This window comes from Aquisalimonas asiatica (assembly GCF_900110585.1).
Lineage (GTDB): Bacteria > Pseudomonadota > Gammaproteobacteria > Nitrococcales > Aquisalimonadaceae > Aquisalimonas > Aquisalimonas asiatica.
The window spans coordinates 854,348-875,024 of the sequence record NZ_FOEG01000001.1; the positions used below are offsets into that span (position 1 = coordinate 854,348).

18 protein-coding genes are annotated in these 20,677 nt (G+C 63.2%); 6 read left to right on the forward strand and 12 right to left on the reverse strand.

Translation table 11 applies throughout. The features are described from left to right. Nucleotides 1-10 precede the first annotated feature (10 nt). Nucleotides 11-1,732, reverse strand: coding sequence for a putative bifunctional diguanylate cyclase/phosphodiesterase (locus BMZ02_RS04000; RefSeq protein WP_171909796.1), 1,722 nt, complete (start codon nt 1,730-1,732; stop codon nt 11-13). A gap of 372 nt (nt 1,733-2,104) precedes the next feature. Here BMZ02_RS04000 and BMZ02_RS04005 point away from each other — a divergent pair, with 372 nt between their 5' ends. From BMZ02_RS04005 to cydB, 3 genes are all read left to right on the forward strand, one after another. Further along, nucleotides 2,105-2,731, forward strand: coding sequence for a M15 family metallopeptidase (locus tag BMZ02_RS04005; protein WP_091640100.1), 627 nt, complete (start codon nt 2,105-2,107; stop codon nt 2,729-2,731). Nucleotides 2,732-2,856: 125 nt separating this feature from the next. Further along, complete coding sequence (locus BMZ02_RS04010) at nt 2,857-4,272, forward strand: cytochrome ubiquinol oxidase subunit I (protein WP_091640102.1); 1,416 nt, start codon at nt 2,857-2,859, stop codon at nt 4,270-4,272. 6 nt (nt 4,273-4,278) lie between these two features. Then, the gene (gene cydB / locus BMZ02_RS04015; RefSeq protein WP_091640411.1) at nt 4,279-5,280 is read left to right on the forward strand and encodes a cytochrome d ubiquinol oxidase subunit II; all 1,002 of its coding nucleotides are present in this window, start codon (nt 4,279-4,281) and stop codon (nt 5,278-5,280) included. A 124-nt stretch (nt 5,281-5,404) separates the two neighbouring features. Here cydB and BMZ02_RS04020 read toward each other — a convergent pair whose 3' ends face one another. Genes BMZ02_RS04020 through BMZ02_RS19110 form a run of 5 tightly spaced genes read right to left on the reverse strand, consistent with a single transcriptional unit; the run spans nt 5,405 to nt 10,741 of the window. Then, nucleotides 5,405-6,214: a SapC family protein gene (locus tag BMZ02_RS04020; RefSeq protein WP_091640104.1), complete on the reverse strand. Its 810-nt coding sequence runs from the start codon at nt 6,212-6,214 to the stop codon at nt 5,405-5,407. Between the two features lie 37 nt (nt 6,215-6,251). Then, on the reverse strand, nt 6,252-7,310 hold the full coding sequence (locus tag BMZ02_RS04025) for a pyridoxal-phosphate-dependent aminotransferase family protein (RefSeq protein WP_091640105.1): 1,059 nt from the start codon (nt 7,308-7,310) through the stop codon (nt 6,252-6,254). 17 nt (nt 7,311-7,327) lie between these two features. Next, nucleotides 7,328-8,104 (reverse strand): LicD family protein, encoded by a 777-nt coding sequence (locus BMZ02_RS04030; RefSeq protein ID WP_139209140.1) that lies wholly within the window; start codon nt 8,102-8,104, stop codon nt 7,328-7,330. A gap of 38 nt (nt 8,105-8,142) precedes the next feature. After that, complete coding sequence (locus BMZ02_RS04035; RefSeq protein WP_171909797.1) at nt 8,143-8,862, reverse strand: phosphocholine cytidylyltransferase family protein; 720 nt, start codon at nt 8,860-8,862, stop codon at nt 8,143-8,145. Between the two features lie 55 nt (nt 8,863-8,917). After that, nucleotides 8,918-10,741: an acylphosphatase gene (locus tag BMZ02_RS19110; protein WP_216110669.1), complete on the reverse strand. Its 1,824-nt coding sequence runs from the start codon at nt 10,739-10,741 to the stop codon at nt 8,918-8,920. Between the two features lie 530 nt (nt 10,742-11,271). Between BMZ02_RS19110 and BMZ02_RS04055 the strand changes: the two genes are divergently transcribed. Further along, the gene (locus BMZ02_RS04055) at nt 11,272-12,414 is read left to right on the forward strand and encodes an NnrS family protein (RefSeq protein ID WP_091640415.1); all 1,143 of its coding nucleotides are present in this window, start codon (nt 11,272-11,274) and stop codon (nt 12,412-12,414) included. Here the strand turns inward: BMZ02_RS04055 and BMZ02_RS04060 are convergent. From BMZ02_RS04060 to motA, 5 genes are all read right to left on the reverse strand, one after another. Further along, complete coding sequence (locus BMZ02_RS04060; RefSeq protein ID WP_245753924.1) at nt 12,411-12,770, reverse strand: YbaN family protein; 360 nt, start codon at nt 12,768-12,770, stop codon at nt 12,411-12,413. The two genes, BMZ02_RS04055 and BMZ02_RS04060, sit on opposite strands and share 4 nt — an antisense overlap. A 49-nt stretch (nt 12,771-12,819) precedes the next feature. Then, on the reverse strand, nt 12,820-14,205 hold the full coding sequence (gene hemN / locus BMZ02_RS04065) for an oxygen-independent coproporphyrinogen III oxidase (protein WP_425425064.1): 1,386 nt from the start codon (nt 14,203-14,205) through the stop codon (nt 12,820-12,822). A 74-nt stretch (nt 14,206-14,279) separates the two neighbouring features. Then, complete coding sequence (locus BMZ02_RS04070; protein ID WP_091640114.1) at nt 14,280-15,122, reverse strand: 6-pyruvoyl trahydropterin synthase family protein; 843 nt, start codon at nt 15,120-15,122, stop codon at nt 14,280-14,282. A 73-nt stretch (nt 15,123-15,195) separates the two neighbouring features. After that, on the reverse strand, nt 15,196-16,062 hold the full coding sequence (gene motB / locus BMZ02_RS04075; RefSeq protein ID WP_091640116.1) for a flagellar motor protein MotB: 867 nt from the start codon (nt 16,060-16,062) through the stop codon (nt 15,196-15,198). Between the two features lie 20 nt (nt 16,063-16,082). Continuing rightward, complete coding sequence (gene motA / locus BMZ02_RS04080; RefSeq protein WP_091640117.1) at nt 16,083-16,937, reverse strand: flagellar motor stator protein MotA; 855 nt, start codon at nt 16,935-16,937, stop codon at nt 16,083-16,085. Nucleotides 16,938-17,228: 291 nt separating this feature from the next. Here motA and BMZ02_RS04085 point away from each other — a divergent pair, with 291 nt between their 5' ends. Next, complete coding sequence (locus BMZ02_RS04085; protein WP_091640119.1) at nt 17,229-18,683, forward strand: HDOD domain-containing protein; 1,455 nt, start codon at nt 17,229-17,231, stop codon at nt 18,681-18,683. 120 nt (nt 18,684-18,803) lie between these two features. Further along, nucleotides 18,804-20,006: an ABC transporter substrate-binding protein gene (locus tag BMZ02_RS04090; protein WP_171909798.1), complete on the forward strand. Its 1,203-nt coding sequence runs from the start codon at nt 18,804-18,806 to the stop codon at nt 20,004-20,006. Nucleotides 20,007-20,021: 15 nt separating this feature from the next. On the opposite strand, the gene BMZ02_RS04095 is transcribed toward BMZ02_RS04090, so the two are convergent. Further along, entirely contained in the window at nt 20,022-20,597 is a 576-nt protein-coding gene (locus tag BMZ02_RS04095; protein ID WP_171909799.1) for a histidine phosphatase family protein, read from the reverse strand. Nucleotides 20,598-20,677 lie beyond the last annotated feature (80 nt).

The window sequence follows — 20,677 nt, forward strand, 5'->3', positions numbered from 1 at the left end:
TGGCTAACCGTCATGAATCACCGGGCCTCTGGACCCGAGACAGCCCCTGGGCGTCGTTCAGAAACGCGCCCAGTTCAGCCGAGGGCAATGGCCGTGCGATGAAATAGCCTTGCGCCTGATCGCAGCCGAGGTCGGCGAGCAGATCGAGCATTCGCCGGTCCTCCACGCCCTCGCCCACGACCTTGAGCTGCAGATCGCTGGCGATCTGCACGATTCGCCGCAGCATCTGGTGGTCCTTGAGCTGGTCCGGAGCGGCCTGGATGAACGACCGGTCCAGCTTCAGAACATCCACCGGCAGCTTGCGAATGTAAGCCAGCGATGCGTAGCCCGTACCGAAATCATCGATGGCGATGCGCACGCCCATACCGCGAAGCTCCGCCAGCAGCTCGTGGTGGGCGTGCTCCACCTCGGTGAGTGCCGTCTCGGTGACCTCCAGCTCCAGCCGATCACCCGGGAAGCCGGTGCGCGCCAACAGGTCCCGGACGTGGCCGATGAGCGCCGGGCTCATGAGGTTACGGCTGGAGATATTCACGGCCAGCCTCGGCGCCGTGTCGATCTGCCAGGTCTGGCTGTCATGCACGGCCCGATCCAGCACCCAGTGGGTGAGATCCTCGATCAGCGCCGTCCCCTCCACCAGTGGAATGAACTGGTCCGGCGATACCAGCCCGTACTCTGGGTGGTTCCAGCGGATCAGTGCCTCGACGCCAACAACCGTGCGGGTGCGCAGGTCCAGCTCAGGCTGATAGACGAGGTACATTTCCCCCGCATCCAGTGCCCTCGGCACCTGGGCCAGCAAGTGCAGCGCGTGTCGGCGTTCCTGCTCATCATGGCTGTTGTGGATGTCCATCCGCCGACCCCGGTCCCGCGCACGCCCGGCCGCCGCCGACGCCTGACGCAGCAGTTCATCCGGGTGATTCAGTGGTAATGCGGCGCTGGCGTAGCCGACGGCGATGTCCGCATAGACCTGCATGTGCCCGATTTCCAGGGTCGACGGCAGGCTCTGGGGCGTCACAGAGACGTCGTTGCCACGCGGCACGCGCTCCAGCGCAACAAGGTCATCCGGGGCCGTCCGCCCCAGCACTGCCGATCCCGGCAGCCCGCTGGACACGCGCTGCCCCAGGGCGTGCATGATCTCGTCGGCGCCCTTATAACCGAAGCTGCCGACCAGGGCATCGTAGTTCACCACCTTGAACGCGGTGGCCACCACTTCACCCCCCTCGTGGCCGGTGTCATTCTCTTGCGCGGACGCCATGAGGCGCCTGAGGCCAGGCAGATTGGGCAGGCCGGTGCCGGTGTCCGTATGCCATTGCCGCTCGAGTAGCCCGCTCTGCCGGCTGACGTACTCGAACAATGCCCCCAGTGTAAAACCCACCACGCTGATCCACAGGGCACGCACCACCCAGCTCAGCTCCGTGGCAGGATCACCGGTGGCAATCCATGCCGCCACGGGCCCCACCAGAAAGCCACCGAAGAAGCCGCACAGAGCCCCTCCCAGTGCACGGTAGCGATAGGCCGCCAGAATGGTCGGTGCATACATGAAGTGGGCATAGGCGGATGGCGTGCCGCCATCCAGAACGACAACCCAGAGCGCCAGCAGGAGCAGAAGCACGATCAGCAACGGGCTGACGAACGTGCCATCCGTCCACCGCGTCAGTCGCGGCAGGCTCATCCTTTCCGCGTCCAATCCACTCACCCCCTGAATGCCGTCGTGGGCACCTGTGAGTCTGTGCATGCCCACGCCCCACCCGGCAGACGCCCTGGTTTCAGCTTGTTGGCGGCATCGCACTCCGCGGACGGCACGCGGGCGCATTCTGATTCGTGATCGCCGCAATTATGGATCGAACCCTTGTCCTTTAGCGTTGCAGAACCCCTGCCCCTTGACAATGCCCGGTCAGCCCGGCCGGGGCGATTCGCGTCCGTCGTGCTTCCCGCACCCATAGGAGAGTGTCGGCGCGGTCCATGGAAACTCAAGGCCCGTGCTCGCCTTCAGGAGCCCCGCCGCGCCAGCGGATGGTCGCCAGGGACCGAACCCCGCAAGCGTCCCATGGTCCATCCGTGACTGCGTTCGCGGACGACGCACCACCGGCTGACGGATACTCGTACAATGCCTGATTATCGACCTCTACTGCTGATCGGTCTGGTGGCACCTGCGCTGCTGGCCGCCGACCCGGCTTGTGAATCCCCTGCGCTGGAAACGCCGGACGCTGGCTACAAGGCGCTGGTCCATGGCCTGCACCGTCAGCTTGACGTCCCCGCCGACTACACGGAGCGCACCGGGCTGCCGATGCAACCCCAGGCCGAGGAGCTGCGCCTGATTGCCATCGACCAGCGCCGCGGGGCTTTCTTCATGAGTCCGGACGCGGCCCGTGCCTGGCTGCGAATGCAGGCGGCGGCGCGCATGGACGGCGTGGAGCTGTTCCCGGCGTCCACCTTCCGCAGTGTTTACCAGCAGACGACACTGCTGAGCCGGCGCCTGGACAACGGCCAGGCCATCGCCGACATCCTGCGCACCAGTGCCGCCCCTGGGTTCAGCGAACACCACACGGGGGATGCCATCGACATCGCCACTCCCGGCGGGCCGGGGCTGACCCGCGAGTTCGCGGAGACGGACGCCTTCGAGTGGCTTGAGGCGCACGCCGAGGCGTTCTGCTTCGCCCTGTCGTACCCGGAAGACAACGACAACGGGCTGATCTTCGAGCCCTGGCACTGGATGTATCAGCGCGCCGACTGACCCCGGAGCGATCGGCCATCGTGTACCCCTTGGGGACTATCTCTTTGGTTGATCTGCATCAACAACCAGCGCCATGACGCACCGCAAAATACTGCCGTCCTTCAACTGTGGAGTGCACGGCCGTCATGGAACTGGATCCACTTCTGCTTTCACGCATTCAATTCGCCTTCGTGGTGTCGTTCCACGCCCTGTTCCCGGTGTTCACCATCGGTCTGGCGGCGTACATCGCCACCCTGGAAGGCCTCTTCTACCGCACTGACAACCCGGTCTACGCCCGGCTGTCCCGGTTCTGGACGCGGGTGTTCGCCGTCATCTTCGGCATGGGTGTGGTCTCGGGTATCGTCATGGCGTTCCAGTTCGGCACCAACTGGAGTGCGTTCTCCTACGCCTCCGCGAACTTCCTCGGGCCGGTACTGAGCTACGAGGTGGTCACCGCCTTCTTCCTGGAAGCCACCTTCCTGGGTGTGCTGCTGTTCGGCCGGGACAAGGTACCGAAAGGGGTCCACCTGTTCGCCGCCTGCATGGTGGCCCTGGGCACGTTCATCTCATCGTTCTGGATCCTCTCCGCCAACAGCTGGATGCAGACGCCTGCCGGGATCGAGATACGCGACGGTCTGATCTACGTCACCTCCTGGAGCGAGGCCATCTTCAACCCGTCGCTCTGGCCACGCTTCTTCCACATGGCCCTGGCCTCGTTCCTCACCGCCGGCTTCGTGGTGGCGGGGGTCAGTGCCTGGTATCTGCTGCGCGGGCGGGCGCCGGACATCAACAGAAAAGCGCTGGGCATGACGGTTGTCCTGCTTGCCTTCATCGCGCCGGCGCAGCTCGTGGTCGGCGACCTGCACGGGCTGAACACCTTCGAGCACCAGCCGGAGAAGGTTGCCGCCATGGAAGGGGCCTGGGAGACGAAACAGGGCGCTCCACTGATCCTGTTCGCCATTCCCAGCGCGGCCAACGAACGCAACTACCTGGAGATCGCCATCCCCAACGCGGCGAGCCTCATTCTCACCCACGACCTGCAGGGCGAAGTGCCCGGCCTCAAGGAGTGGGCGCCCGAGGACCGCCCGCCGGTGGGCTGGGTGTTCTGGAGTTTCCGGGTGATGGTGGCCATCGGGTTGCTGATGATCGCGGTCGCCGCCGTGGCACTGGTGCAGCGGCTGCGTGGACGCCTGTACGAGTCACCGAGACTGCTGAAGGTCTTTACGTGGATGATTCCGCTGCCCTTCGTGGCGGTCCTGGCCGGCTGGTTCGTCACCGACATCGGCCGCCAGCCGTGGGTGATCCACGGGATCATGCGCACCTCCGAGGCGGTCACGCCCTCGCTCACGGGGTGGATGGCGCTGTTCAGCCTGATCGGCTTCATCGCCGTGTACGCGGTCATTTTCGCTGCCGGACTGTACTACCTGGTGCGCCTGATCCAGGCCGGCCCGGAAGCCCTGGAGCACACACCGGAGACGTCGGAGGGGCGGCCCAAGCGCCCGCTCTCCGCCGTGGACACCAGCTTTGACGACGGCGCGACCCCGGAAGGCGTGCGGAGGTAGATGACCATGGAACTGATTGACCTGACACTGATCTGGATCGCCATCATCGGCCTGGGCGTGTTCATGTACGTGCTCATGGACGGCTTCGACCTGGGCGTGGGGATTCTCTTCCCCTTCGCCCCGGACGAGGAAGCCCGGGACACCATGATGAACACCGTCGCCCCGGTCTGGGACGGCAACGAGACCTGGCTGATTCTTGGCGGTGCCGGGCTGCTGGCGGCCTTTCCCCTGGTCTACGCGGTGTTCCTGCCGGCGTTGTACATCGGCGTGTTCCTGCTGCTGGCAGGGCTGATCTTCCGTGGCGTGGCGTTCGAGTTCCGCTTCAAGGCGAACCGCTCGAAGTATCTCTGGAACTGGTCCTTCTTCGGCGGCTCCCTGGTGGCCTCCTTCGCCCAGGGGGCGGTGGTGGGCGCCTACATCCAGGGCTTCGAGGTGGACGGATTCACCTATGTGGGCGGCCCGCTGGACTGGCTCACGCCGTTCACGGTCATGACCGGTCTGGCGCTGGTATGCGGCTACACCCTGCTCGGCGCCACCTGGCTGATCCTCAAGACCGAGGGCGCGCTGCAGGACTGGGCCTACTCGGTGGCGCGCTGGATGCTGGGCGCGGTGATGCTGTTTTTCGCCGTCATCAGCATCTGGACGCCGCTGGCCGAGGCCCGGGTCATGGAGCGCTGGCTCGGCAACATCGAGTGGTTGTGGATCTTCCCGCTGGTCACCCTCGCCGCGGCGGCGTGGCTGTGGCAGGCCATCGAGAAGCGTCGCGAAGGGATTCCGTTCATCGCCACGCTGACGCTGTTCATCACCTTCTACGCGGGGCTGCTGATCAGCATGTGGCCGCTGGCCGTGCCGCCGGAGCACACATTCTGGGATGCCGCCTCAGCGCCTGAAAGTCAGCTGTTCCTGCTGCTTGGCGTGCTGTTCATCACGCCGGTAATCCTGGGTTACACCGCCTGGACCTACTGGGTCTTCCGCGGCAAGGTACGCGCCGGCGAGGGGTACCACTGACAGAGTCCGCGCCTTCGGCCGGACGCCCTGGTCATTGGCCCTGACTCCGAGGCCAGTCGGATCAGTGACCAAGGTGTTCCGGCCGGGACGGAGGCGATCCGCCAGCCAGCCGGCGACGCCCTCGTCAATAAAACTCGAAGAGGCTGTTCGCCTCTGATCCGTAACGCCCCGCCCCGCGCGCATCATCGTCCGCGCCTGTCTCCACGGGGTCCAACGTGTTCTCCAGCCGCGTGATCAGTCCGGTGGACATCAGGTGCGCATAGACGAAAGGTAGAGCTCCGGTACGGCGAAGCTTCAGGAACGCCTCATCGGAGAGCTGTTCGAATGCGTGCTCGTCCACACAGTAAACCCCATCCACATTCACCGACCTGTCCGACCCCTCCTCCCGGAGAGGCAGCCTCCACGGAGCCAGCAGTCCCAGCTCTTCCAGTTCCGCGATAACCCGCCCGGTGAGGGCCCGGTGCTTCACGATCTGGCCGATGAGCCGTTGCATACCACCCGTGAACGCTGTCAGGTTACCGTCTTCCTCAAAGAACCGTTTCTCGGACTCATCCGTACCGCCCTGCCCCGCTACGACGACTCGTTCGTCCCCCTCGACGAGACCCAGAACCGTCTTCGCATCCTGCCCCTCACCAACATCGACAGGCACGAACGGATATGACCGCAGGGCCACCGGTAAATACTGCCCCAACCATTGACCGGAGTCCGAGACGAACATGTTCTCCCCGTAACGCAAGCCTAGAATGGCAACCGCGGCCCATCGCGTACTCTCCTTTACAAACCCGACCGGGTAACACCTCGCGGCGTCCATCATTTCACCCGCAAAAACGGGCAGAAACAGTCTGCTACGAACGAAACTGAACGTTGCCCGCCCCGAGACCGCCAACCTACCGTGTCGCTCAAAGGACAAAACCGCTACCGACGCGTCCGCCATACCCCACCTTCCATTCTATTAATCGATTTAAAATCGCTCACACGGCAAGTGCGCTCACCAAAGTATCATGGTCATCTTGCGTCAGGTTTCCCATATGCCCAACCCGGATCATTTTATCCTTATTCTCTCCCCCGCTCGGCGTAACAATGAGTCCATGGTCATCACGGAGCCTGCTGAAACACTTCTCAGCGCCGCCATCAGGGAAGAACAATGGAGTGAGGGCATTTGAAATACGAAAACCGGGAACAACCAAATTCGTTCTCTTCTTTATATCTTCTCGAAAACCTTCTGCAAGACAGCGTGTTTTATGAAGAAAATAACTCACCCCGCGGGCTTCCACACGGGCCAGCTTCTCCTCAACCTGAAGAACCACACCCACCGACGGAGTAAACGGCGTCTGCCCTCTCTCCATATTCATGATGTGATCTCTCAAGTCCAAATAAAAAACTCCCGCACGCCTTTTACCGGCGATACGGGAGTGCCACGTTTCCTCGTTAACCAGAACGAAAGACAACCCAGGAGATACTGCCAGCGCCTTGTGTGAACTGAAAATGGTCGCATCGACACCCCACTCGTCCATTCTATAGTCATCGGCCAGAAGCGAGCTTATTGCATCAACCACTAGCGTCAGCCCATATTCTCTACAAAACCCAGAGATCAATGACATGTCGTAGAGCTGCCCTGTGCTCGTCTCATGAACATTAACCAGCAGCCCCGTATACTGCCGCCCATCCACGCCCTCGAAGTGAGCTGCATCCAGCTCCTCGTCATGCGCCAGGATCAACTCGTTATACGGAATGGAGTGACAGCGGCATAATTCAGAAAACCTCTCTCCGAACCCGCCGCCGTTAATGACCAAGACCCGGTCATCTCCACCGAACATACTCGCTACGGCAGCTTCCATTGCCGCGGTTCCAGATCCGGTGATCACTGCCAGGCGCGATGACGCCGAAGCGCGGCAGACGCGTTGTATCCGGTCCCTCATGGCAACCATCTTTTCGGAGAACTCGTCCGTTCGGAAATAAGGCAGCGCCTCAGCGCCAACAGCGAGAGTCTCCGGATCCATTTCCACCGGTCCAAGCGTGAAAAGCTTCATACAAGGAACCACCGCAATCAAGAAACGTCTGAGTTCTTACGGTAACACTCCTGGAAGTGCATTTTGCGCGTATGCATTTCCGGGATTTTCTCATAATCGCCATACATCCCACTCAACACCTTTCGATAGTCGCGTGGAGCGGGCATTTTCTCTCCCTCGAACCACAAGTCTGTCACAGGCAGTATCGATTCCACGTCGTACATGCCACCACTCCAGCGGTCACTTACCACGAAGACGTACCGCCCGGGTAGACAAGCCGTTATCCCGAATACCCGGGAAGAGACCGCTCCGACCAGATTCGTGGCGATCCTGCGCAGCCCCGGGGGCTGAGACCTTGAACGGTTTCTCGCCCATTTGATGCCTGAGTACGCCCAGCGCTGACTTCTCCGTATACGGGGCATTTCCAGAACATCCACAAAAAGGCCGCCCGAGTGCGAACAGGAGCGACTCGTCTCCTCCTCGACCGAACTCGGCGACAGAACCGTGGCGCGGTCGCTGATCCGCATATCAACGTCGACGGGGAGCCCGGCCGGGTCGCGATGGAGAACGGTCAGCTCCGGGGGCAGATGATCTTGCAGTGCTTGCAACGCGCAGGGAAGATCGTCTGAAAGAATATGCAGGTCGATATCATCATCCCACGGAATGAAACCTTTATGTCGCACTGCTCCTAACAAGGTGCCATGGCTAATAAAGAAGCAAACACCGGCATTCTCCAAAATGGAAGAAACCTCGGTCAGCATCCACAATAAGCGTCTATGTATCGCTTCGCGATCAAGAATGTCTTCTTTATCCATCAAGGCAGAACGGATCCGTTGACTAGTGAACAAGTCTTTCAGGACGTTGCGTACTCGCCAAACCGATAGCGCAGAGCACGGTAATCACCAATGTGATCCACTTCCGACCAGAAGCAATTCCCCACATCACGTACGTACACCACCCCCCCTGCAGCGGTCGTGCTGTACAAGACGTCCTCCCACCAAGCGTCGTGACGCTGTTCATGGATAAGCTCATCAAGCTTGCGTGCGAATCCAGGAACATGTGCTTTGTCAATTTTAGCGACCCCGACGTACTCGCCTGCCCGCTCAGCCGGGGGCAGGTTCTTGCCGAAGCGACGGAGAATGTTGTCCTCGCCGAAACCGAAGAAGAAATCCCCTTCAAGCGTGCGCCTGGTATCAACAAGCATGACGGGGGTTCTCTGTTCGGCTAATGTCATCTCCAGTATCGATTCATCCGCGAACACGTCACCGTTCATTAGTACGACATCGCCACCTTTGGTGAGGCTCTCACGCGCAAACCACAATGATGCGATGCTGTTCGTTACGTCGTAGAACGGGTTCACCACGAATTCAATCGGCAGATCGTCCAGCTCGCGTCTGACGGCGTCGCCCTCGTAGCCAACCACGACCGTTACGTTTATCCCGTGCGCCAACATCCACAGCACCGTATGCCGAATGAGCGGGACATCCCCCAGGCGCAATGTACACTTGGGCACGCCCCCAATATCCTTACTGATCCGTGTTCCGCGGCCTGCGGCCATGATTATTGCCTGCATGCACTCGTTCCTCTCCGGAGGTACCCCTGGACTGAATGACGCCAAGACCGGTGAGCTATACCACCGCTCCCCTGAGATTGCTGCCCGCGGTGGCGGGCATTTCCACATCTTCCGCTATGCTGACCCCATCAGGCGGTACGCCTTGCCATTCACTAACGGAGATCTCATGTATCCGGGCTTTCTCCGGGGAGTCAAAGTGATCGAGGAACCACGTCACCGCGTCTTCCGGGCCACTGATGACGGCCTCTGCGCGCCCGTCGTTCAGGTTCCGCACCCATCCCTTCAATCCGTGCCGGTAGAGCGCGTGCCAGAACCACTCCCGAAAACCCACCCCTTGAACCTTGCCCCGTATCAACAGATGCCTGACCAGACGAGGCGCATTGCTGTCGACGAAGCCGTGTTCCACCGCCGGGCTGCGCTTGCCACGCGGTATGCTGAATTGCCACGGGGACACTCCGGCGCGTTTACAAAACAGGTCATGCGTTGCCCTGATGACCACCTTCGCCGCCTCGTGCTCCGGGACACACTCATGGGAATCAAGGAGAAAGCTACGCATGGCCGCATTCGCTTCGAAAACGACGAGCTTCCCCGCCGTTGCGGGGTCTGTTGAAACGGCGAAATCAACACCAAAGTAGTCAAGGGGAATCTGTTGCATGGCGCGCTCCAGAGCGCTCCAGACTCCATCCGGAAAATGGCCCGACGGATTCTCGAGGAAATCCGATGCCACATCATAAAGCCAGGGGAACTTCCGATATGTTGGCGCAGACTGGGGCATGTGAACCTTCCAGTCATCCTCGGCCACCCTGAAATGAATCGGATACAGCTTTCCATCGACCATAAAAGCCCGGTACTTCGGATAGAGTCGGCTACCCGGTGCCCGAGGATCGACGTAACTCACATCATGGTATTGGAGGAGATAGACCTCGGTCGGCTCAGAGACGCGGACACGAAGCTCGCCCGGTTCATGGATCAGGTGAGCATGCTTTCCGTTCTGAAACCCGCTCGCACGCATGATGAAGGGGGGAGTGAGCCCCCCTTCAGATGCAGCATCACGAATAACCTCGCCGATATCTCCGTTCAGACTCCCAAGCCGTACAGTTTCCGGCAAGAGAACGGAGTCAGCGTGACGAAGGCGTTCCACATTCCGCTCGCGGGTCGTATCGAGAACACCGGAGGGAGGGTTGATAACCGGCCGTCCGAGAAGATCACAGAGCCCGCTGGCAAGTTCCAGGGCCCGCTCACAACGGTTCGGGTCAGTAATGGCGTTATAGATCACATCGACATCAGGAATACTGGAAACCAGATCATCTTTGTATTCCAGGCTTTCAACGCAGAAACGAATGAGCTCAACATTGTCCGAGTCGAACATTGTCATCAGATTATTGTGCCCACCCTCCGTGTGGACCTTTGCTGACTCCCGGCTGTAGCGGAAACTGATATTCGCTGTCGTACAGAGTACCAACACGCGCATTCGCTGCCGTGAAGAGGGGCGGCGACTGGTTATCGGCGCATCGACCGCGAGCTGCCGCACACTGGATTCGGTGGCATCGTTTAGTCCGAGTTCGCTGTAAATTGCGATGACCATCATTAGGCCCTCGGGATCCCTTGGCTTCAGGGCCACCCACCGATGTGCTGCCGACAAGGCAATTGTCAGGTCACCAGCGCACATGGCAGCGTGTACCAGCCGCTTCAACGTGCCGAGGTCATCAGGCATAACGGTATTGGCAAGCATCAGGTGCCGTGTTGCATTGACGAACTGCTGCTGCTCGATGCGCGCCGAGGCAAGTTGCAACAATGCCTCACGGTGTGCGGGCTCGAAATCGAGGACTCGCTGAGCGGCATCGACAACAGCTTCCGGATCTCCGGAAGCCTCTGCCAACCCCTTCTCTACTGCGTGGAGCTCCGGTCGCACCTGACCTGCATTGTGTCGCTCGGAGCTACTTCTGGAAGCTTCACGACTTGAGCGGCTCGCCTTCCCGCTTCGCTTTTGTTTCCTGGCCATTCCTGTACCTGCATGTGGCTTTTCGATGTCCGCTTATGCGCACAAAAGGACATGGCCCAACTGCCCCAATGCGCAACGGCGAGCGATTGCAGCCCACCTGGAGGGCGTTAACGACAAGGTCACATACAAAATTGATGCCAGCATGGAGAGCGCCCCGGGCGGCGGGAATTCGTCGTCAGGCTTAACGCGCAGGCCGGGTTACGCGGCGGTCGCTTCAACATTTTGACGTCAAGTTTCCGGCGCCCATAGGCGACGAATCCCCGTGAGCCAGTCGCTGTCAACCTGGTTGTTGCCGGCATGGTCCATAGCAGCCTGGTCCGTGTTCATCACCGATTTGTTTCAGATCAAGGCGGACTAACGCGAACGCCACCAGAATCCGGATAATGCGCCACGAACCGGGGGTTGCCGTGACTGTTTCATTGTTCTCCATTGCGTTCCGCCCCTTCTTTCTCGGTGCGGCCTGGCTGTCCCTGGCCTGGATAGGTGTCTGGGTTGCGCTGCTGGTCCGCGGCGCCGGCACCACGGCGCCGGTGCCGCCCATGATCTGGCACGGCCACGAGATGCTGTTCGGTTTCACCATGGCGGTGATTGCCGGATTCGTGCTGACCGCTGCCCAGAACTGGACGGGCCGGCAGTCGGTTACCCCGCGGGAACTGACGCTGCTGGTCGGCGTCTGGCTGGCCGCCCGCGTGGGGTTTCTGATGCCCTGGCTGGTGCCGTTCTGGCTGGTCAGTCTGGTTGACCTGGCGTTTCTGCCACTGCTGGCGTTCTTCGTTGCTCGTACCCTGGTGCCGGCCCGCAACATCCGCAACTACATGTTCATCCCCCTGTTCGGGGCCTTCGCCGTGCTCAACGGCGTCATCCACCTGGATATCCACGGCGTCCTCCCCGGCGCGGCCATGCCGGCGCTGGATGTGGCCATCCTGCTGGTGACCGTGCTGCTGGTGTTCATGGGTGGCCGGGTCATTCCCTTCTTCACGGAGCGCTGGCTGCCGGACAGCCATCCGCGCCAGTGGCCGGCGCTGAACTGGTGCGCGACCCTGGCGGTGCTGCTGCTGGTGCCCATGTACCTGCTGGGTGGCCGTGACCCCATGCTGGCGCCGCTCCTGTTCGCGGCCGCCGCCTTTCTGCTGGCGCGCTGGGTCGCCTGGCGGCCCTGGCAGACCTGGCGCACGCCGCTGCTGTGGATTCTGCACCTGGGGTATCTCTGGATTCCGGTGGGCCTTGTCCTACTGGGCGCAAGCCTGTCCGGCGCATCAATTGGCTGGTCGGCGGGGCTGCACGCGCTGATGGTGGGGGCAATGGGGTCGCTGTGCATCGGCATGATGGCGCGCGTTTCCCTAGGGCACACGGGGCGTCCGCTGGTGGCCCCCCGGCTGGCGGTGGCCGGTTTCGCGCTGATCACGCTTGCCGCGCTTGCGCGCCTCGGCGTCGCCTTCTCCGTCGGTCTCCCCTGGCTCGCCGCCGCATCCGGGCTGGGGTGGGCGCTGGCCTATCTCTGTTTCGCCGTTGCCTACACGCCACTGCTGGTGCGCCCGCGAACAACCTAAGCGTCGGGGCGCGTGAGCAGGAAGATGGTGACGCACACCAGGGCGATCACCTGAAGCGTCAGGGCCACCGGCGGCAACTGCGCCCAGAGCGCGATGCCGAGGCTGGCCACCACCGACGCGATGCCGATCCACTTCACTTTGCGGGGAATGGCGCGCTGGCTCTGCCAGGCGTGGATGGGCGGCCCGAACCGGGGGTGGTTCAACAGCCACTGGCGCCAGCGCTCCGAGCCACGCGCAAAGGCCCAGGCGGCCACCAGCAGGAACGGTGTGGTCGGCAGCAGCGGCACGACGGTGCCTGCGGCGCCAATCCCCACGCAGGTCACACCGAGCACCCGCCAGAGCCAGCGCGTCACCACGTGTTTATCTCCCGGTCACGGCGCGCCAGTCGGCACGGATACGGCCATGCTACACCGTTCGGGAGTAGCGCACGTTCGCCGTGCCGTCCTGCAGATAACGATCAAACACCATGGCGACATTGCGCAGAAGCAGGCGCCCGGTGGGCAGTATCCGGATGCCGTCACGCTCCCGCCGGATCAGTCCGTCGGCTTCCAGGGGGGCCAGGGCCTCGAGCTCCGGGGCGAAATAGTCGGCGAAGCGGATCCCAAAGCGCCGCTCGATGGCGTCGAAGTCCATCCACGTCCTGCACATCAGTCGCTCGATCACCGTCCGCCGCACGCGATCGTCGAAATCGAGCTGACAGCCCCTGGCCACGGGCAGCCTGCCCGCATCAAGAGCAGTGTAGTAGCTGCGCAGGTCGGCCGCGTTCTGGCAGTAGTGGCCACCGATCATGCCGATGGCGCTCATGCCGGCGGCCACCAGGTCGCACTCGGCGTGGGTGGAGTAGCCCTGGAAGTTACGTTGCAGGGTGTTGTTCTCCATGGCGCGCACCAGATCGCTGTCCGGCAACGCGAAGTGGTCGAGACCAATGGCGACGTAACCCGCGTCGGTGAGCCGCTGCACCGTGTGCTCGAGAATACCGAGCTTTTCTTCCGGCGATGGCAGCGTCTCGAAGGCGATAAGCCGCTGGGCCTTCACCCGCTCGGGGAGATGCGCGTAGTTGTACACGGACAGGCGGTCCGGCCGGATGGCGAGCACCTCGTCCAGGGTCGCATCGAAGGTGCGCACGGATTGATGCGGAAGCCCGTAGATGAGGTCCAGGCTCAGCGACTCCAGGCCCGATTCGCGCCCCTGATCGATCACCTTGCGTACCAGGCCCGCGGACTGCTCCCGGTTCACCGCCTTCTGCACGGCAGGGTCGAAATCCTGGACGCCGATACTCATGCGGTTGAAGCCCATCTCGCCCAGCATCCGCATCGTCTCCGGGCCGACGGCGCGCGGATCGATTTCAACGGAGAACTCCCGCTCCCCCGGCGGAGCGGGCGGAAAGTGCCGGATGATCGTCTGCATCAGGCGCCAGAGCTGGTGGTCGTCCAGAAACGTTGGCGTACCGCCACCCAGGTGCAACTGCTTGAGGGGGCGGTCGTCGTCGAAAAGGGCTCCCTGCAGCGCCAGTTCACGCTCCAGGTAGTGGAGGTAGATCTCGCCCTTGTGCGGGTGCCGGGTAATGATCTTGGTGCACGCGCAGTAGTAACAGAGACTGTGGCAGAACGGGATATGCAGATACAGGGACAGGGGGCGCGGCACCGGGTCATCGTTGCTCGCGCGCGCCACGTCGACGTAGGCGTCGGCATCGAAGCCACCATGAAAATGGGGTGCCGTTGGATACGAGGTATACCGGGGTCCGGGGACGTCGTACTTGTCGTACAGCGGGCGGTCGAAAACGGTCTGCATGGGCTCCATCACCTGACGGGTTTCTTGCACCCGATCAGGCTAGCCCCGCGACCCGGCGCGGACATTGACCCAGGTCAACCGTCGGCGAGAGCGCCCTTGCCGACACCTTCAAACGCACGCACGGTGATGCGCACGGCGGGCTCGCGGTCTTTCATCTCCCCATGCAGGTGAGCAGCAATCTGCTCCACCGTTGTTTCCGTCTCCAGCAACTCACACGCCGCGGCGGGGAGCTCCAGCGTGAACACGCCCTCTCCCGAGGTATAACGGAACCCGTAACAGGACACGCCATCCCGTTCCGTTGTCGTCACCAGGTGATCACGGGTCCCGAGATAGACATTGCGCCAGCGCCGGGCCCAGTACTGCTCCCAGTCCCGCGCCGGCTCGCCGTCACGCTGCACGATCAGCCGCGAGCGGTGCCCATGGGCGATGCGCTGGCAGGCTCCGCCGTGCGCCTGCAGGCCGTGGCTGTAGGCGTACCAGGCCCCGTCGATGGCCTCGTGCCGTAGATGCACGGTGAGATCCGTGACGTTGCCGGGGAGCCGCGGCAGCAGGGAGGCCTGCAGCAGGCGTTCCAGGGCCGCGGCATCCACCCGCGCCCCCGGCACGACCACCACCGTATGCGCGGGGCCGCTCATGTGAATCGGGCCCCGGCGGCTCGCAAAGGCAACGGCTACGCCATCTTCGGTGTGGGTGATCCCGGTGCCCTGCTCCGGAACCAGCAGCCGATGGTCGACGGTGTCGTCTATGGCCGCCTTGAGTTCGCGCTTGACGTCGCCGAAGTCGAAGACCATGCCCTGGGCATCGAGACTGCCGCCGATCTCCACGTCCACGATCCAGCTTTCGCCCACCAGACCGTCGACCGGGTCAAGCCGCGAGGAGTCGATGACGGTGAGTTGTTCGACGAACAGGCGGGCCATGGGGTACTCGCAGCATCGCGTGGGAATCAGGCTGCGCAGTGTACCCCAACGGCCCGGCGGATGTCCCCGGCGATCACTCGGTCACATCCGCAGGAGAGAACCGCGTGGTATCCGCCCGTTCCATGATGGCCCGCTCGGCCTGCGGATTGAGCACGACGATGCTGATGCGCCGGTTGATCGGGTTCTCCGGGTTTTCATCGTCGAACAGCACGGTATCGGCGAGCCCGGTCACCTGGGCCACACGATCCGGATCGGTCCCGCCGGCCAGCAGGGCCCGTCGGGCCGAGTTGGCACGGTCCGCCGAGAGCTCCCAGTTGTCGTACTCGTCCGGGTCGGTGAAGGCCACGGCGTCCGTATGCCCCGTGAGGCTGATCCTGTTCGGCACAGCATTGATCACTTCACCCAGCTCCATCAGGATCGCCTCGGCGTAATCGCGCAGCGCGTCATCACCCAGGTCGAACATGGGCCGGTTACGCTGGTCGACAAGCTGAATGCGCAGCCCTTCCGGCGTGATGTCCAGCAGCAGGTGATCCTTGAACGGCTCCAGTGCCTGACTCTGCTCGATGGCGGCCTCCAGGTCGGCCTGGAGGGACTCCATACGGTCCCGCTGGTAGTCGTCGGCCGCGCGCCTGATCTCCTCCACCGTGGGCGCCCGCGGCGAGTCGGCGATGTCCAGTGGCGTCTCGCTGCCGCCTTCCAGGTCGATCAGGGTATCGCCGGGCTGCTCGCGAGCGTCCTGGTACGCCGTCGGGTTCTGGAAATAGTTGGCAATGCCCCGACGCTGATCATCATCCACCACGGACACCAGCCACAGCACCAGAAACAGCGCAAACATGGCGGTCATGAAGTCGGCGAAAGCAACCTTCCAGGAACCGCCGTGATGCGCCTCCTGCTTCTTCTTGACGCGCTTTATGACTATCGGCTGGGTCTTGTCATCCATGCCGTCGCTCCCGGATTACCTCAGCCACGGCCCTTGAGATGGTTCTCGAGTTCTTCGAACCCGGGGCGCTCGTTTTCGTACATCACCTTGCGGCCGAACTCCACCGCGAGAACCGGTTTGTACCCGTTGAGAATGGCCATGATGGTGACCTTGATGATCTCCAGCAGCTTGGCCTTCTCCCGCGCCCGGTGCTCCATGGCCTTGCCCAGCGGGCCGACGAAGGAGTAACCGGCAAGAATCCCCGTGAACGTGCCGATCAGGGCGGCGGCCACCAGCTGCCCGATCACGGTCACCGGCCCGTCAATCTCGCCCATGGCGATGGTAATCCCCAGCAGCGCCGCGATGATGCCGAACCCGGGGAGCGCGTCGGCGGTCATGTTGACCGCGTGGGCGGGCATCTCTTCCTCCTCGTGGAGCGTCTCCAGCTCCAGGTCCATGAGATTCTCCAGCTCGTGGGGGTTCATGCTGCCCCCCACCATCAACCGCAGATAGTCCGTGAGAAACGTCATGGCCTCCTCTTCGGCGAGGATGCGCGGGTACTTCTGGAAGAGCTCGCTGTTCTGGGGGTCGTCCACGTCCTCCTCGATGGCCAGCAGTCCTTCACGCTGCGCCTTGTAGAAGAGGTCATAGAGCATCGCCAGCAAATCCATGTAGGTGGCCTTGCTGTAGACCGTGCCTTTCAGCAGCAGCGGGATGACCCGGAAGACCTTCTTGATGACCTTGCCGGGGTTGGCAATCAGGAAGCCACCGAAGGCGGCGCCGCTGATGATCAGGAATTCGTAGGGCTGCCACAGGATTGCGAGTTGGCCACCGTGGGCGACATACCCGGTAATGACCGAAAAAATCACAATCAATGCACCCAGGAGAATCAGCATGTTCCACTCCCACGCCCAGTGGACTTGTTGGTTTGAAGCGCGTTGGAGGACGGGCGCACGCACCGTCGCCGTCCGCTTGAACTCTGACGTTGTGATCGGCCGGCACTCGGGAAACTAAAGTCCTCGTGATTCCCGGCCGCTGCCCCGGGCTCCCGACCGGCCATTCAAACGGAATGCTACACGGGAGCGGGTGTTCATAACGGCCAACTGGTTCGCAAACTGTTGCCCACCCATCGGCGACAATCGGCGCACAAGAACAAGATTCACGAGCCCTTGCATCAGGAGCAGACCATGCAACAACGCCTGGAGGACTGGCTCTCCCGCCTGGAGAAGCCCTACCTGCCGATACTGCCGTCATCAGCAGCGGCGCTGAGGCGCCTGGCCGGGCCGGAAGGCAACAACCTCGGCGTACGGGACCTGCATCCGGTGATCGCGCGCGACCCGGCGCTGTCCATGAACATCCTGCGTGCCGCGAACGGGCACAAGCACCGGCACCTGGACGCGCAGACCACCACCCCCGATCAGGCCCTGCTCATGCTCGGCCAGAGCCGGGCAATGGAGCTCGCAAAGGGCTGGCCGGTCCTCGATTCGGCCCTGTCCGCGTCCGCGGCGGAGAAGTACCGCGTCGCGCTGGCGAACGCCTATCACACGGCCCGGCAGGCGGAACACTGGGCGGAGCGGCGCAAGGACATTCTCCCGGGTGAGGTCTATGCGGCGGCGCTGGCGCGTTACGCGGGCGAATTCGCGCTGCGGGCCGACCCGGAGGGCCAGGCGCTCATGGAGACGATGGACGAGCTCCGCAAGCGCGCCGGCATCCGCCGCCGGGAAGCGGAGTACGTGACACTCGGCTTTGCCGCCATGGATCTCGCCATGGGCCTGAACGAGGCATGGCGCATCCCGACCCTGATGATGGAGTACGTGCTGCCGGAGAACATCATGTCGCGGCGCACTCTGGGCATTCGCCTCGGCCTGGAGCTGACATCCATCGGGGAATACGGCTGGGAGACGACGGCCATGGAGCGCCTGCTGGAGGTGCTCGCAACCTATCTCGCGACAGACACCGAGAGTGCCGCCGAGACGATCCCGCCCATCTCACGGCAGGCGGCGGAGGAGCACCCCCTGCAGAACCCGCCCACGTGGCTGCCACTCACCCGCAGGCAGCCCCAGCCCGAGGCTCCGGAACGCACGCGCGGCATGTGCCTGATGCCGCGGCACGACGTGTTCCAGCGCCTGATCGACGAACTGGAACAGGACAACCTGGACCGCATTCGCAACGAACTGGAGCTGCGCCACGAACGGGTGGACACCTACGCCCCCCTGCTGACGCTGGCAGCGCGAGCCGTCCACCACGGGCTGGGCATGAACCGCACCATCTTTTTCCGCATCAACAAGAACGCCGACACCCTGCGGCCCTACCTGGCGCTGGGTGCGGAAACAGACCCCATATTGCTCACCACCGCTCTGCCGGCCGAAGGGCAATGGCTGATGAACCATCTGCCACCCGACAGAAAGCCGGCGCGGGTGACCGCAGGCAAGCCCTCCCCTCTGCGGCACAAACTGAAAGCGCTCGGCGGCGACCTGTTCCAGGCCGATGATTACCTGATCCAGGCGGTACGGGGCCCCAAAGGCCTGGTAGGCGTTCTGTTCGCGGACCGCCTCGGCAACGAGTGCGCCATGGATGACGGCGCACGGGAGGCGTTTCACCGGGTGTGCGTCGCGCTCGAGGAAGCCCTCGGCAACCAGTAGACCGGTCGCAGCCTGCATGGACACCGGGCTCCAATCGGAATGGCGAACATGGCATACTCGCCCTCCACAACAATAATGCGTTATACGTCAGCGTCCGGAGGGCGCAAGGAGAGACACGGAATGCAACGCTCGGTCATCAGCCTCGGAATCCTCGGTCTACTGGCGACCCCTCTTGCGGCCCAGGCCGACATCTCGGATGGCGAGGTGCGCATCGGCCTGATCTCGGATATGCAGTCCACCTACCGGGAGGTGGGCGAAGGGGCCGAAGTCGCCGCCGCCATGGCAGTGGAGGATTTCGGTGGCGAGGTGCTGGGCAACCGGATCCGGGTCTTCTCTCGCGACCATGAGCTTGATGCGGACCTCGCCATGGAGCACGCCCGCGACCTGCACGAAAACCACAACGTGGATGTGTTTGTCGGCATGGTGGGCTCCAACACGGCCATCCCGATTCAGCACTATGCGCGCGAGCACGGCATCATCACGCTGCACACCGATTCCGTGTCCTCCAGCCTGACCGGCGAGCACTGCTCCCCGCTCGGCGCACACTGGATGTTCGACACCTACGCGCTGGCCGCAGGAACCACCGCGGCGCTGCTGGAGGAAGGATACGAAAGCTGGCATTTCGTCACCGCCGATTACTCCTTCGGCGAAAGCCTGCAGGCAGACTCCACGGCAGTCATCGAAGCCAGCGATGGTCGCGTCGTCGGCACCTCACTGCACCCCTTCCAGGGCGACGACTTCGTCGGGCCGATTCTCGAGGCGGCCGCCTCGGGCGCCGACGTCATCGCCCTGGCCAACGCGGGTGAAGACCAGGCCCGGGCCATCCGTACTGCCTATGAGCTCGGGATTCCGGAAGGCGACCAGATCCTCGCCGGGCTGCTGACCACGGAGGCCCTCCCGGAGGAGCTGGGCCTCTACGTTGCCCAGGGCCTGCGGCTGACTACCGCCTGGTACTGGAACAAGGACGACGAGAACCGCGCCTGGGCCGAACGCTTCCAGGAGCGCTCGGGATACTACGGCAACCAGTTCGGCGCCTCCGTCTACTCGGCCGTCACGCACTACCTGCGCGCCATCGAGGAGACGGGGACGGACGACCCGGAGACCGTCATGGAGCAGATGCGCGCGATGCCGGTGGATGACATTTACGGCCGCGGCGGCGAGCTGCGCGAAGACGGGCGCCTGGTGATCGACATGCACCTGGCACGCATCAAGGCACCCCGCGACACGGAAGCCGCCGGCGACTACTACGAGATCCTGAGCACCATTCCGGCGGACCAGACCGTACGCCCCCTGGACGAGAGCAACTGCGACTACCTGCAGTAAGCGAGGCGCAACCGGTCAGCGCAGACGGGTTTCGGCTTCACGACCCAGCGCGTCCAGGGTCAACCCGCCCCGGTGCAGGTGCAACGTGGTCACCGAACAGTAATCGGGCCGGAACACCAGCACACGCGGATCGTTGGTCACCGCAGCCACCACCGCGTTGATCAGCACCGCGTGGGTCATGAACACCGTGTCCCGCTCACAGGCGCGCAGCGTGGCCAGTGCCTGGTCACGCCACTGCCACAGATGCGGGTCCAGATCCGGCCAGCGTGACCGGAGCAGGCCCTGCAGCCAGCTGCCCCGCGCCTCAAGAGACAGCCCCGGTGATGGCACTTCCGCCACCCCGGACTCGACGACGGGCGTCACCCCCCACCGCTGCGCCAGGGGCGCCGCCGTCTCCCGCGCCCGCTGCAGAGGGCTGGTGTACAGCGCCAGCGGGCGACCGGCCAGGGTATCCAGCGTCGCCGCCGCGGCCTCCGCCTGCCCACGGCCCTCGGCATCAAGGCCCGGATCGCGGGACTCGTGCCATGCGCCGGCCGCACGGCCGTGGCGCACCAGATAAAGGGTTACTCGGTCATCTGAGACTCCGGTCACACAGTTGCCTCCCTTGATGCCCCACCATAGTGCGCACACATTAGGACCTGAACGGTCCAGTACAGGATGGGGTGCACGGC